This is a genomic window from Paraburkholderia sp. GW821-FHT02A12, assembly GCF_059422005.1.
Genome location: NZ_JBWKWA010000002.1, coordinates 965733 through 980218, shown reverse-complemented (window position 1 = coordinate 980218; position 14486 = coordinate 965733). Strand labels below are relative to the sequence as shown.

The window sequence follows — 14486 nt, the reverse complement described above, 5'->3', positions numbered from 1 at the left end:
GTTCCCTGTTTGTCCATCGACACGACTCAGTTCAGCTTGGCGAGTTCTGCTCTCGCCTCTTCCGCCGAGAGCGGCAAATAGCCGTTCGCCTGGGACGCGATGATCTGCTGCCCTTCCCGCGACAGCACCATGCGCATGTATTCAGCCACGAGCGGATCGAGCGGCTGATCTGGAACGCGCCGCAAGTAGAAATAGAGAAAGCGCCCATACGGGTAAGCATTGCTGACGATCTCGGCGGGCGTGCCGGTTGTCGTGTGTCCATTCCTGCCGATAATCGGCACGGCTTTGATGCTCTTCGTTTCACGTCCGATAGCCGCCACCGCGATGCCGGCAGGGTCCTGCTCCAGACGATGCAGGATCGCGCCCGTGTCGCCGTACTGTTCGGAGTCGGGCGCGAGCTTGCGCCGCTGCAAGTGGTTTGCTTGCAGATAGTCGCCGAAGCCAGTGTGCTCCGGTGTGCCGTAAGGATGGATCGCGCGGGATGCCCACACACCGCCCAGCCCCAGTTGTCCCCAGCGTGAATAGTCGCCGTTTGCATTGCCGATCGACAGGATCTTGCTCACCTGCTCCTCGCTCAGCCGCTCCAGCGGATTCGCGCGGTTCACGTACACCGCGAGCGAAGTGGCGAGATGCTTCGACGTATCGTTCGATGCATGGGCCACGCGAATTTCGATCGGCGCACCGCCGACGGCTTCCTTGTACGCCCGCTCTTCCGAGGGATTGATGCCGCGTCCCACCGGCCCGAACGGAATCACGCCGTACGTGACCAGCGGGATGGCGCTTGTGGTGCCCTTCGCCTGATTGTCGAAGCGGATGTCGGCGTGGGTTTGCGAGAACAGCGCGTTGAAACGCTCCACGATGAACTGCACATGTTCTGCGCCGCCAACCCGGATCGCGCCCGAGTCCGTTACGTAGCGGGCGTTATCGGGGATGCGAACCGGCGTCGGCCGATACGTTGGGAGCGCGGCATCGACCGTCGGGAGAGACGTCGTGCTGCTCGTACCGGTAGCGCAACCGGCGAGCAACGCGGTGAGTAAACTGGTGAGTAGCACGGCAGAAGATAACATCGCACGCGCCGTGGGCCGGTCAACCGAATTGTGAGTGACCTCAAGCATCATTTCAGCTTCTCCAGTTCGTCATGTCGTTCCTGATCCGTGAGCGGGATGTAGCCGCCCGGCTGCGAAGCGATCACCGCCTGTCCCGCCGGCGAGAGCACCAGACGCAAATACGCGAGCGCCACCGGATCGAGCGGCTCACCGGCGACCTTGCGTACATACACGTATAGATATCGGCCGTAGGGGTAGCGGCCGGACGCGACTTCGTCGCGGCTGCCGCGCATCGGCGTGCCGCCATCGACCGGCACGATGCCCACTTGCTTCAACCGCTCGTTGCCACGGCCGATGCCCGCGAACGCGATGCCCGCGGGATCGTCGGCGAGACGCACGAGGATGTCCGCGGTGCTCCCATGCTGTTCGTAGGCGGCGGAAAACGGCCGTCCATCCACCTGCGTGGTTTGCATGTAAACACCCATGCCCGTCCATTCCGGCGTGCCGTAAGGATGGATCGCGCGCGGCTCCCAGGCGCCTGTGAGACCGAGCTGTCCCCAGCGCGAATAGTCGCCGCCAGCATTGCCGACGGACAACATCTTCGCGACCTGAACCGGCGTCAGGTTCTCGATCGGATTCGCGCGGTTCACATAAATGCCAAGCGAATATGAGAGGTCTTCTGTCGCGTTGTCCGACGTATGCGCGATGCGGATCTCAAGCGGCAGCGCGCCGTTCGCGGCCTGATAAGCATCGGTTTCCTGCCGGGTCGCCGTGCGTCCCATCAGCGCGAACAGGACCTTTCCATACGTGAGCCATGGCATCGCGCTGCTCGTCCCGCTCAACGGTGCGGCGAACGTGGCGCCCGGATTCGCCTGCACGTAGAGGCGATTAAATCCATCGACGATGAAATCGCCGTGCTCCGCACCGGCAGTGCGGATCGCACCGTCGATCAGATAACCGGAATTTTCCGCGCCGCCTGACGCTTGTGTTACGCCCAGCGCCAGCAGACCAAATAGCGCGACACGGCGCAAGAATCGCATAGGCATTTCGATCATCTTCAGAAGTCGAGCCTGGCGGAGAGCATGACCTGGCGGCTCTCGCCGATACTGACAAACGGCGTGCCCGTACAGCAGCTTCCGGTGTAGTAAGTCGTGTTGAACAGGTTCCGCGCGTTCAACTGCCAGTCGATGTACTGCCCGAAGATGTGCGAATTCCACGATACGAACGCATCGAAGACACGGCCGTAGGGCAAGTGATAGACCTTGCCGGTGCCGTCGCCGACGGCCATGCTGCTGAACACCCTCACGCCGCCGCCTGCGCGCACGCGACCGGACGCGGGTCCCACTTCCACGTTGCCGAAGTCGCGGGTGAGATAGAACGCGCCCTGGTGCTTCGGCGTGTTCGGCAGCGGATTGCCAGCGAGCTTCGGATCGTCCTGATAACGCGCCTCGGTCAGCGCATAGCTGGCGATCATGCTCAAGTGGTCGGTGAGCTGGCCGTTGACATCGAGTTCAAGACCACGCGAGCGCGCCCGGCCGGCGTTGCGCGTGTAGTTGATGCCGTTGATCGTCTCGGTGGTCTGGATGTTCTGCTTGCGGATATCGAAGAGCGCCATGGTGCCGGTAAGCCTGTCGGTTTCCAGCTTCGTGCCGATCTCGAACGCCTTGGCCCGCTCCGGCGGCAACGTGCCGATGGGCGTCGCAATCGACGTGTTCGGGCGGAACGACTCGCCATAGCTGCCGTAGGTCGACCATTGCGGCGTGATCTTGTAGACGAGCCCGGCGTGCGGCACGAAGCGGCTGTCGCTTTGCGTCGAGCCGACAACGAACGGCCGGCCCTTGCCGGTCAGCTCCTGGAAGCTTTCATAGCGGACACCGCCCAGCAGGATCCATCGGTCACCGAAATGAATTGCGTCCTGGACGAATGCGCCGCGGTCGATGAGCTTGTCGGTCTGGTTGCTGTCGGCGGCAGAAAGCGTATACGTAGCCGGCAACTGTCCGTAGACCGGCGCGTACATATTGAACTGCGAGTTGTTCTTCCCCCGATAAAGATCCGCCAGCACGCGATAGTTCCGCATGTAGTCGAAGCCCGTCAGGATGTCGTGGCGCATGCCGAACCATGTCACCTTCCCTTCCAGGTTCAAGGTCAGGTTTTGCGTGGATTGCACGCCGTTCTGGGTCGAGTCGACGCGCCGCGTCAGCACGCCCGTGGTGAAATTCGGCGAGATGATGCGCGCTTGCTGGTCGTTATAGTAGGTTCGGTTCCAGCCGTAACCCGCATGCAGCGTCCAGTCCGCGCCGAGCTTCTGATCGACGCGCACATTGAGCGCATCGGAACGGCCGGCCGAGATGTTATAGGCCTCGTCGAAGCGCTCCTTCTTCGACACCGCGACGGGATTTCCTGTGCGTGTATCGATGATGGTCCCCCGGTCGATCGGCACGGCATAGCTCATGTGCTCGTACTGCACCATGACCGTGGTGCTGCGGCCGAACCACGCAAGCGACGGCGCGATGGTGTCCTGCCGGTTGTAGCCGAAGTTGCGCCAATAGTCGGTGCGCTGATGATCCGCGATAAACCGGTAAGCCAGCCCCGACGTACCAATTGGACCGGTCAGGTCAGCTTGCGCCCCACCGCCGCCGTAGCTGCTGGTGAATCCGGACACCGAGTGCGCAGCCTCCAGTTCCGGTTTCTTCGTCACCACGTTGATCAGGCCGCCGGGGTCCTGAATGCCATAGAGCATCGACGCGGGTCCCTTGAGCACTTCGATGCGCTCGGTCGTCGGCGTGAAATTGCGCGGCTGCACCGACTGCATGCCGTCGCGAAGAATGGAGTTGTCGCGGTTGTCGCCGAAACCGCGCTTGACGATGGCGTCGAGCGTACCGCCCAGCGTGTTGCCCATGCGCACGCCGGGAACCGTTTCGAGCGCTTCGGCGAGGCTGTCCGGCTGGCGATCCTGAATAGACTGCTGCGTGACGACGTTCACGGCCTGCGGGATGTCGATAAGCGGCGTGTCGGTGCGGGTAGCGACGGACGCGCGCCGTGCCTGATAGCCTCGTTCGGCGTCCGCGTCGGCCGTCGGCCTGGCCGCTTTGACGTTCACGGCCGGCAAGGTGTTGTCCGATACCGCCGGTGCGGGAGATTCGTCCGTGGCGGCAACTGCGCGGCTCGATATCGCTACGAGGGCCACTGCAAGCACAACGGGACGAAGGGTTGTGCGGAGCTGCTTACCTCTTGGCGGAATCATCGTTAACCCTTGCGTTTTGTAAGGGAACGCATCGTAACGTTAACGATAATTATTCGCAATACGATTTCGAATAATTGTAAGGTGACTCCTGGGGATCTTCGGGGCAACCCGAGGCGGCCATGCGCAAGTTGCTACAGTCATCCTTGCTTCAGTTCGTGGTATCCATCGATCGCGCGTCGTTCGCCTTCACGACCCGTCCTGCTGGGCGAACCATTTCGGCGGTCTGCCCCTGCCCGACCAGGTCTGCCCGGTTATGGGATCGCGATAGGGTGGCGCTTCCGACAGGCGCCGTCGCTGCGCGCGCCGGTACCGGTCCAGCTCCGCAATGCTGATCGACCAGTCAGACATGATCTTCAGGATGCGGTCCATCACTGTACCGATCTCGTAATCGCGCGCCCGCCGTATTCCGGCATCGAGTTGGTCGAGTTCGCGCTGTAGTTCACTGACGCTTTTCTTCATGCTGTTCGATAGGTTCGCGTGGGCCCGCGCAATCGCCACTCAATCTGCACCGTCCGGGCTTTCCCACTGGGCCAGTAACTCAGCGGGAATGGCCCGTACCACTTCCGCATAGCGCTTGCCGACAAACTGCTCGGCGCGCCTGAGCAGCACCGGAATCGGGCTGCTCGGTTCGTGCTGCTCGAACCACTGACGCGCCTCGCGGATCAGGTCGAGCGCGGCGTGCCGATCGGCCACAGCCCCACCCCTGCGCGACCGGCCATGCACAGGTGCCAGGTCTGCGGTGCCCGCGTCGCACACGGTTGAGGACTCATCCAGCGCAGGTTCCGCCGCGCCCGGCACTTCCTCAACGAACGGCACAGGGTCGGCTGCGACTTCCCGGCCCTCGCCGTTTGCCAGCGTGTCCCGCCGCTCCGGGTCGACGAGATGCCGCAGCAGCCGGGCAAGCGCGGACAGATCCGGCGCGTAGACGTCGAGGTGTTCTCGGCACCACCCCTCGATCGCGGCCAGACTCGCAAGCGCATTGTCGAAACCTGCCATCGCAGCCGGTTGTTGCGTGCGCAGATCCTCCAACTGCCGCGTGACGGACTCAGGTGCGAGCGCGTCGCCCGGGCGCGGATGCGCGAACGCGCGTTCGACGTCGCGCACCTGCAGTCGTGTCGCCGTTGATTTGGTGAGGGCAACCTCGCGCACGTCGGACAGGAGCCCGTCGGTGTCGGTCAGCGCCTGCAACGCGTTCATCCGGATTTCCTGTGCCGCATCGCGATCTGAATCCGCGTCCGGCTGCGGATGCAGCGCATCCGGAAACGCCGCGAGCCACGCGGCCAGCAGTCCGGTACCCTCTGCCAGTCCCGTCGCGCCAGCCAGCCGCGTGCGGCATCGCGTGAAGAGCACCGCCAGTCGCATGTCCTTGCTGCGCATCATGAGCCGCCGGCAGTCACGGTCGATGTCGCTCCAGTTGACAGGTTCGGGCGATCCTACAAAGTTACCGTACTGCGCTTCTGCCTTCGGCGTTACCTTCGCCGACAGCACAACGAATTCGGGATCGTATTCAAGATCGGCGCCACACTGTGCCGTCGCATCCACCGGTGCCATCCAGTCGAGAGACGTCGGGCTCCTCGTCGAATCCCTGGCCGGCGCGGACTTTTGCGATGTGTGTTTCCTGTTACTCATGTCTGTCCTTGCGCCAGGGGCGCCTCCTGGGATCGTGCAGCCTTGCGCGCCAGCAGCTTGGCGTACGCCTCTGGTTCGAACCGCATGCCGACCACCGGCTTATCCGTGGGCGAGAGCCCCAGCCATCCGGACCAGCCAAGCCGCTGCGAGCCGCCCATGGCCGCCGGTGATGCGCTGCGCGCCTTGATGCGCAACTCCAGTTCCCAGACGAACTCGTAGCCAACAAATGCTCTGACCCATTCGATCAGCTTCGGCAGATCCGCGCCCTGCGGCGTGAAGCGCAGGTACTGGTCGAGATCGAGCGGGCCCATGATGATGCGGAATTTGTTCTGCCGGTCGGGAACCCGCGTGCCGGGCATTGCGTTCCCCATCGTGGCCGCCGTGCCGAGCTTGCCGAGATAGCTGCAGTCGGTCGGATCCAGTTCGATCCAGTGAAACACGTGTTCCTCGATCGCCACCGGCACGTCGAAGTAACGCTCGAGTGTCATGCGCAATCCGTCCGGATTACGCGCTTCACGCACCAGATGCGCCGATGCCGCGAGGCGCGCATGCGCGGGCAGCGGACGATGACCGATCTCGCCCGTGTCCAGGCCGGTGAGGCTTGCGACGTAGAACGAGAAGCGCTCGTTGTCGGGCCGGTCGAGTCCAACCGTAGCCTGTGCGGAACTCCACGCGCGGTAAAGCAGCGTCAGGTAGCGGTGATGGAAGATGTCGAGGAAATTGACGAGCGTCGTGTCGCGCCGGCTCTCCTCGCGGTCTCGCGCAATCTCGGTCACATGGATCGGCAGCGGCCCATTCGGCCCGAGCGTCCCAAGGCCGAAGAGGCGTACCTTCAGCCGTCCGTTCGTCTGCCCGACGGCCGCGATTTCGCGTGGCGCAAAGGCCAGGCTTGGCTGCTGCCCCAGGCGGAACGGCTCGGCCTGCGGGCGCCGCGCGGTGCCGACCGGGTCGATCCGCAGATCGGCGCCGATGCGGCGCAGCAGCGTCAGGAACCCGTAGCGCCACGGCGCGGCCTGCAGGCGCTCGATGAACTCTGGCGAGAGTGTGGTCTCGCGCACGACCGTCTTGAGCGACGCCCGGTCCATCAGGCGATCCCTCGCGTGCCCATGCGGACAGGCCAGCGCGCGACGCGCCCACGCTGCATGGAGTGCAGTTCGGTCTGCGTGAAACTGTTGATCGACACATGCCGGGCCAGATAGTGCTCGAGGACGAGCCCGAACAGGTATGGGCTTACGCCCGAGAAACCGGACTCATCGACCGTCAGCGCACATTCGATGCCGCGGCCGAACACGAGCGGTCCGTTTCCCGGCAGCTTGCGCGTCACGGGTTGCGTCTTCACACCGACGAGGCTTTCGACCTGCCGCTGATGTTCGGCGTCATCGCCCGTCAGGAAGAGCCGCAGCAGATCCCGCAACCCCTGGCCGCCCGCACGGTGATCGAGATCATCAAACGGCAGGTAGTTGAAGTTGAGCTGCCGGATCAGCCGCCAAGCCATCTCGCGCTCCGCATAAGGCGCTTTCGGTGCAGTGGGCGCCCGGATCAGGCCAACGCTCTCCAGCGGCGCGGACCGGGCCATCCTCAGGTCTCGCACGCCATCGCGCGGCACAAGGCTCGGCAGATCGCGGTTCGTCACCAGCGCGTCGACCGACAGAAACCGGATGTGCTCGCTGTAGGGCGCCTCATTCTGGTCCACCAGCGAGACGAACATCTCCGTGCCGATGTACGGCGTGCGCGTGCCGTAGCGCCGCGCCGAGTCCGACATGAGCCGGCGCTCGCGACGTGTCGAGAAATACCGTCCATGATTGCCCTCATCGTTGTTCAGCGTCTGGTAGAGCGGCCGGAATTCGAGTTCCTCGGATGTCTCCGCCACCTGCCCGATCATCGTCCCGACGGAAAACACCTCGTAGTCAAGCGGCGTGAGACGCGCCGGCACGATCCGGAACTCGGTCTCCTGTGCCGATAGCTCGATGCGGTCCGTGTGCTTCGGAAAGAGGTTGATGACCGGCGTGCAGAAGAGCGCGAAGCGCGACGCATCGACCAGGTTCGCCAGCCGCTCCGTGGACTGGTCGAGCAGCACGACAATTTCGGCCTCGCGCCCGTTCACGCGGCGCAGGCCCGCCTCGAGCCCGGTCAGGGCGAAAAAATAGAAGCGGCTCGGGCAAGCGAAGTATTCGTGCAGCAAGTTGTGTCCGTGAAACTTCGACCAGGTGAGCGGCAGCAAGCCCTGGTCAGCGCCGAGCCCTTCGTGTTCAATCGCGTTGACGCTGACTGCGTGGAGCGGCCGGCCAGGCGTATTGAATTCGCCGGGCGCCGCGGTGATCGACGCGACGCCCGCCGTGTGGAGCAGCTCGAACAGGTGGGACGCCACCTGTTCGTCGCCTGCCAGATACACCGGCAGACGGTCCAGCCCCGTCAGGTCGGCAATGCCCGCGTCGCCCGTGGTGCGCAGCCGCAGGCGCAGCGCGCCTCGCACCCTGGTGTTCGCCGGCACGTAGCGATCGAGCGCGGGAATGTCGGGAGGAATGCCGGTCAACCGCGCCTCGGTGATCTCCAGCGGCCAGAGTGTTACGTCCTGGCCGCTACGGAACTGGCACGCGGTCTTCTCACCATCGGGCACGCGCGCAGTAAACGCAGTGCCGCGCGCGATGCGATAACCCCTGGCGAGACTGCCTTCGGTGCGGCCCGGATAGAGGCGCGCGACAGCCATCGACGGCGTGGGCGCGACATAGTTCGGGTAGACCACTTCGAGCAGCCGCCCCGTGAAGCGCGGAAACTCCGCATCGAGCTTGATCTGCATGCGTGCGGCCATGAAGCAGAACGACTCGATCAGGCGCTCGACATACGGGTCAGCCACTTCGCCGGCCTGCATGCCCAGGCGCCGCGCGATCTTCGGATGCGCCTGGGCGAACTCGCCAGCGAGTTCGCGCATGTAGATCAGTTCCTGGTTGTAATAGTCGAGCAGTCTCGGATCCATCGGAGTTTTTCTCGTTGCTTTTCTTGCAGCTTTTTTGTTGTGCAGCGGCGGCCTTCAGCCGGTGCGCATCCCGGTGATGTTGACCTGACTGGTTTCCAGATCGAGCGAACTCTGCACCATGAACTCGAGCGGGTACGGATCCATGCGAATCATGCCGCGTACCTCGAACGACAGGATGTTGTAGTCGTTCGCATCGAGCGCTGTCAACGGCGATACGGTCAGTGAGTCAGGAATCAGGCGCGGCTCGAAATCCCCGATCGCGCGGCGGACGATCCGCTCGATCTCCGCCCACTTGCGCGACGCCATGAAAGCGCCGGCCAGCGGCGGCACCCCGAAGTTCACCGTTGACGCCGCAGCGTGCGGATTGCGTTCGCGGTCAATCTGGTCCTCGATGCTGGTCGTGTTGAGCAGGTACGCGAGATCGCGCTGGACGATGTCGCGCATCTGAGTACGTGTCACCGCGTACTCGCCGGGCGCTTCGGTTTGGCGTTGCGGCGCGTCGTCGCACAGGCGGTCAAGCAGCGTTGGCAGCAGATGCATGTTCGCGCGTCGAGGGGGCGTGGCACCGCCCACGCCATCATGGGCAGGACGTCTGTCGGGACGGTTGACCCGATGGTTATCCTGAGGGGCCGACTTAGACCGGTCCATCGCCGCCGTCCTGTTGCGCCGATGCGCCATGCGGCGCGGTCTGCGTCGCGCCGATGCCAAACTCGCACGCTTCCAGCTCGAACAGGCCGAAGTCCCCCGCACTGGTCATCCATGTTTTCTGGCCAAGCGCGATCACACCGGTCCGGCCCACTTCCTGCCAGAGCGTCTTTCGGCCAAGGCGCAACGCATCGCGTTCGTCACCGCGCTCGCCACCACCTGCCCCGGCTTCCCCGGAACCTGCGGCTTCGGAACCTGGATATCGCGCCGGCATGAAACCGCGCACTGCAGTGCCATCGACCAGCGTCAGCACACAGGGTGTCCACACGAGATCGATGAGCTTTGTTGGGGGCGCGACCTGCCACGCGGCAATATCGGAGAACGGCAGCCACCGGTAGTGCCCCGCTGTCACAATCTCGCACACCGGACCAAAACGCGAATCGCTGTCGGCAATCCAGTCGGACAGAAAGCGCGACGTGCGCGCATTGACGAACGGCGCCTGATCAAGCGCGCCCTCGCGCGCCAGATCGGCCTCGTTGACGTGGCCTTCGGCCGACAGGCGCAGCGCCTCGACGAGTCCTTCAATCCACAACGGCGGTTCGAATACAAACCCGGGCCGCTCACGGCCCGCGACTACCCTCGCGCGCCAGCGCTCGGCACGAATCAGGTCGCGGTATGCCTGAGCGGCCTTCGCCTGATCGGGGCTGAGCTGCGCGTACACCTGGAGCTGCTGGATGGCGCGTGCCCATTGCTCCATCGCGCACAGCACCTGAAACAATGCCCAGCGGTGAGCTGCCGTCGTGGGCTGCGCACGCACGCGTGCTTCGATGCGCGCAAGCCTTGCCTCGAGCGGCATGTCGTCCAGTGAACCGGCCGGAGCCTCCTGGGAGGCGTCTGACAGCGGCAGCGCGGCGGAAGAAGAGGCTGTCATGGTGCGTCGTGGCGTGGATTCGAATCGGGCGCAGGCATCGGGCTGTCGATGCCGAGCGCATGGTGCTCGCGCCGCGCAAGTGCGGGCGGCAAGGCGGTTGGGCGACGCGAAGCCGCGGCGTGGTATTCAGCGGGCGCAAAGAGCCGCAGTATTTCCGGGACCGGCTCGACATCGGCCAACCCGGCCATCCCGCCTTCGCCCAGTGGCCCGAAGACGTCTGTCAGGGCGCGTGCGCCCGACAGGAGCACTTCAATTGATTCCCCGTCTGTGAACTCCCTCCCCGTCGGCGGTTCGTGCCAGCCGGGGTGATCTTCATGCGCATCCATCGAAGAGTCTCCCGCGACCGGGGTAGCCCACTGTGCGGCCCAGTTACCGGCAAGCGATGCCTGCGGATCGTCAAGTGCCCGGCAATACTGCTCGTGCAGAATCTGGATCACGTCGTGCGCGCCAGTCATCGCAGCGTTGTCAGGGTCGTGCGCGCGCTGGGCTGCACCGTCGTCGTCCGTTACAGCCGAGCCGATCAGGCCGAATACGGCGTTGGCGCCGCGCAGATCTTCCCCGGCGTCGTAGCCCATTGCGATGTGCGATTCACCATCAACCGATACCTCTGCGCCGCGATCGTGGTCACCGGATTCATCCGCGTGCAACAGCCCCACTGGTTCGGAGTACGTCGCGATCGGCTGGCGGCGCCGGAGCAGCGTGAATGTGCACATGACCGTATGGGGTTAATCAGGAAAGGTGCATTTTAAACACGATTGGCGACCGTTCGTCCATCGACATCTTGGCTGATTGACGCATTAAGTTGACGGCAATAATTTTGAGATAAAAATCATTAACTATTTGCAATAGTAAAACTTCACAAATATTCACAAATCAACTTGTCCTGATTGCGGATTGTCATCGTAAATTTTGAGATTTATCCTATTGACATAATCAGCTGCATCACGCTAAACGCGTGCAATGCAAGGGCATACGACGAATTTCGTGCACTGTCGAGTGACTTGATGGCGGCCCCGACATTCTCTGATGATTTAGAGCAGGTTTACTAGTTGACGAATGCAGTCCATTCGTGAGATTAATTCGGTCCCGATCAGATTGCTTCGTTTAAAACGTCGAATGCGGCCGATGCCATGCATCGAACGACCGCTTACGATCTGACTTGGCATGAGAGGACTCCAAACCAGTAGCGACGGGCGATGGAAGCCAGCAGTGCAGTACCGCGGTGAACAACAAGACACAGGGTATTTTCAATGACGATTTCGCGCCAGGCGCTGTTCGGCAAGCTCGGGGCCACGCTCTACCGCAGCGTTGAGTCGGCCACGTCCTTTTGCAAGCTGCGTGGTAATCCCTACGTCGAGCTGGTCCACTGGTTGCACCAGCTGCTGCAGATAACCGACAGCGACCTGCACCGGATTATCCGGCACGCCGGCATTGAGCGTGACGCGCTCGATCGCGACGTGGCGCGCGCGCTCTCGGCGTTGCCGGCCGGCGCGAGTTCGATCAGCGATTTTTCGCATCACGTCGAACTGGCGATCGAGCGCGCCTGGGTACTCGCGACCCTGACCTACAACGACCGGCGCGTGCGCGGTGCGTGGCTCACGGCTGCGCTCGTGAAGACGCCGGAACTCAGGCGCGTACTGCTTTCGATCTCACCTTTGTTCGGCAAAATTCCTGTCGAGGCGCTCGACGACTCGCTGCCCGCGTGGATCGATGGCTCGCCTGAAGCGGCCGATGCACCGTACGACCACAGCGACTTCTATCCCGCCGTGCCGGGCGAAGCGTCGTCTGCCCTCCCCGCGACCGTGAAGGGCTCGTCGCTCGACCAGTTCTGCTCCGACCTGACCGCAAGGGCGCGCGACGGAGACATCGATCCGGTGGTCGGTCGGGAACTCGAAATCCGCACGATGATCGACGTGCTGCTGCGCCGGCGGCAGAACAATCCGTTGCTGACCGGTGAAGCGGGTGTCGGCAAGACCGCTGTCGTCGAGGGCCTGGCGCTCGCGATCGCCAACCGGGACGTGCCGCCGAGACTCACCGATGTGCGGCTCATGAGTCTCGATGTCGGGGCGCTCCTCGCCGGTGCGAGCATGAAGGGCGAGTTTGAAGCGCGCCTGAAAGGCGTGCTCGAAGCCGCGGCGAAGTCGCCGGTCCCGGTCATCCTGTTCGTCGACGAAATCCATACGCTGATCGGCGCGGGCGGCCAGGCCGGTACCGGCGACGCGGCGAACCTCCTGAAACCCGCGCTCGCGCGCGGCACGATCCGCACGATCGGTGCGACCACGTGGTCGGAGTACAAGCGACACATTGAAAAGGATCCGGCGTTGACCCGCCGGTTCCAGGTGCTGCAGGTACCGGAGCCGGAAGAACCCGCCGCGATCGACATGGTCCGCGGGCTCGCACAAACGTTCTCACGGCACCACGGCGTCGTTGTGCTGGACGAGGCGATCCGCGCTGCGGTCACGCTGTCGCACCGCTACATTCCGTCGCGCCAGTTGCCGGACAAGGCAATCAGCCTCCTCGATACCGCGTGCGCGCGCGTCGCGCTTTCGCAGCACGCCGCACCGCGCGAGTTGCAGGACGTACGCCAGCGCCTTCAGGCAAGCCGCGTCGAACTCGATCTGCTTGGGCAGGAAGCGCGTATCGGCCTCGATGCGGACAAGGCCCTGACTGCCGCGCACGCCCGGATTGATGCGCTGATGACCGAAGAAGCCGCCATTGAGGCGAGGTGGAAGGAACAGGTGGCCGCAGCCCACGCGCTGCTCAGTGCACGCGAAGCTGCTACAGCAGCAGACCCCGGCGCGGCGGACACCGACATCGCGGCATCGATCGATCGGTTGCGCGAACTTGAGCGTTCGCTCGCGAGCCTGCAAGGCGACCGGTCGCTCGTCTTTCCGGAAGTCAACGACGCGATTGTCGCGGACATCGTCTCCGACTGGACCGGTATTCCGGTCGGCCGCATGGTCACGGACGAAGTGGCAGCCGTGCGAACGCTCCCCGACACGCTTGAGGCACGCGTAATCGGTCAGTCCGATGCGCTGCGTCAGATCGGCGAGCGGGTGCAGACCGCACGCGCGGGTCTGACCGATCCGAAGAAACCCCTTGGCGTGTTTTTTCTTGCCGGCCCCTCGGGCGTGGGCAAGACCGAAACCGCGCTTGCGCTGGCAGAGGCGCTCTACGGCGGCGAACAGAACCTGATCACGATCAACATGAGCGAGTATCAGGAAGCCCACACGGTCTCGGGCCTTAAGGGTGCCCCGCCCGGCTATGTCGGTTACGGCGAAGGTGGGGTGCTCACCGAAGCCGTGCGGCGGCGTCCGTACTCGGTGGTGCTGCTTGACGAGATCGAGAAGGCGCACCGCGACGTCCACGAGATGTTCTTCCAGGTGTTCGACAAGGGCTACATGGAGGACGGCGATGGCCGCTACATCGATTTCCGCAACACGACGATCCTGCTCACCAGCAACGTCGGCTCGGAGCTGACCGCGAGCCTGTGTGCTGACGCGTCGCTCGCGCCGGACGCAGAAGGCCTGCGCGAGGCGCTCACGCCCGAACTGCTGAAAGTCTTCCCCGCCGCATTTCTCGGACGCGTCACCGTTGTGCCTTACCGGCCGCTCGCGTACGCGGCGCTTTCCCGCATCGTCCGCCTGCACCTCGATCGCGTCGTTCGACGCATGGCCGACGGCCATCAGATCGCGCTCGCCTACGACGAGGCCGTTGTGAACTACATCGTCGGGCGCTGCCTCGTGCAGGAAACCGGTGCCCGGGTGCTGATCGGCTTCATCGAACAGCATGTGCTGCCGCGCCTCTCGGCGCTGTGGCTCGATGCGTTTTCGTCGAAACAACCGCTCACGCACATCGGCATCGATGTCGTCGATGGAACCGCTCCACCCGCCGCGGCGCTCGCGTTCCGGGCAGTCCAGACGGATAACCCGGCATGAAACGGCATAAAGCGGCAGCAATCGCATGTCCCCTTCCCGTCGAGCAGGTTGACTGAACCCTGCCGACCTTCACCACCGT

The 14486-nt window shown here is 63.9% G+C and carries 11 protein-coding genes; 1 reads left to right on the top strand and 10 read right to left on the bottom strand.

Going from position 1 to position 14486, the window contains the following annotated elements:
• Positions 1-26: 26 nt before the first annotated feature.
• The 10 genes from AC07WT_RS25750 to AC07WT_RS25705 form a co-directional block, all read right to left on the bottom strand.
• Positions 27-1067: a PstS family phosphate ABC transporter substrate-binding protein gene (locus tag AC07WT_RS25750; protein WP_494949109.1), complete on the bottom strand. Its 1041-nt coding sequence runs from the start codon at positions 1065-1067 to the stop codon at positions 27-29.
• Positions 1068-1114: 47 nt separating this feature from the next.
• Positions 1115-2092 carry a PstS family phosphate ABC transporter substrate-binding protein gene (locus tag AC07WT_RS25745; RefSeq protein ID WP_494949108.1) on the bottom strand — a complete coding sequence of 326 codons (978 nt, stop codon included), beginning with the start codon at positions 2090-2092 and terminating at the stop codon, positions 1115-1117.
• An 11-nt stretch (positions 2093-2103) separates the two neighbouring features.
• Complete coding sequence (locus AC07WT_RS25740; RefSeq protein ID WP_494949107.1) at positions 2104-4233, bottom strand: TonB-dependent siderophore receptor; 2130 nt, start codon at positions 4231-4233, stop codon at positions 2104-2106.
• Positions 4234-4476: 243 nt separating this feature from the next.
• Positions 4477-4749: an H-NS histone family protein gene (locus AC07WT_RS25735; protein ID WP_494949106.1), complete on the bottom strand. Its 273-nt coding sequence runs from the start codon at positions 4747-4749 to the stop codon at positions 4477-4479.
• 39 nt (positions 4750-4788) lie between these two features.
• Positions 4789-5841 (bottom strand): type VI secretion system protein TssA, encoded by a 1053-nt coding sequence (locus tag AC07WT_RS25730; protein ID WP_494949105.1) that lies wholly within the window; start codon positions 5839-5841, stop codon positions 4789-4791.
• Between the two features lie 74 nt (positions 5842-5915).
• Positions 5916-7004, bottom strand: coding sequence for a type VI secretion system baseplate subunit TssG (gene tssG, locus AC07WT_RS25725; protein WP_494949104.1), 1089 nt, complete (start codon positions 7002-7004; stop codon positions 5916-5918).
• On the bottom strand, positions 7004-8893 hold the full coding sequence (gene tssF, locus AC07WT_RS25720; protein WP_494949103.1) for a type VI secretion system baseplate subunit TssF: 1890 nt from the start codon (positions 8891-8893) through the stop codon (positions 7004-7006). The genes tssG and tssF overlap by 1 nt, the downstream gene beginning before the upstream one ends.
• Positions 8894-8947: 54 nt before the next feature.
• On the bottom strand, positions 8948-9433 hold the full coding sequence (gene tssE / locus AC07WT_RS25715; RefSeq protein ID WP_494949102.1) for a type VI secretion system baseplate subunit TssE: 486 nt from the start codon (positions 9431-9433) through the stop codon (positions 8948-8950).
• 94 nt (positions 9434-9527) lie between these two features.
• Positions 9528-10394, bottom strand: coding sequence for a type VI secretion system accessory protein TagJ (locus tag AC07WT_RS25710; protein ID WP_494951043.1), 867 nt, complete (start codon positions 10392-10394; stop codon positions 9528-9530).
• 71 nt (positions 10395-10465) lie between these two features.
• Positions 10466-11182 (bottom strand): TagK domain-containing protein, encoded by a 717-nt coding sequence (locus AC07WT_RS25705; protein WP_494949101.1) that lies wholly within the window; start codon positions 11180-11182, stop codon positions 10466-10468.
• Between the two features lie 537 nt (positions 11183-11719).
• Between AC07WT_RS25705 and tssH the strand changes: the two genes are divergently transcribed.
• Entirely contained in the window at positions 11720-14407 is a 2688-nt protein-coding gene (tssH, locus tag AC07WT_RS25700; RefSeq protein ID WP_494949100.1) for a type VI secretion system ATPase TssH, read from the top strand.
• Positions 14408-14486: the final 79 nt, after the last annotated feature.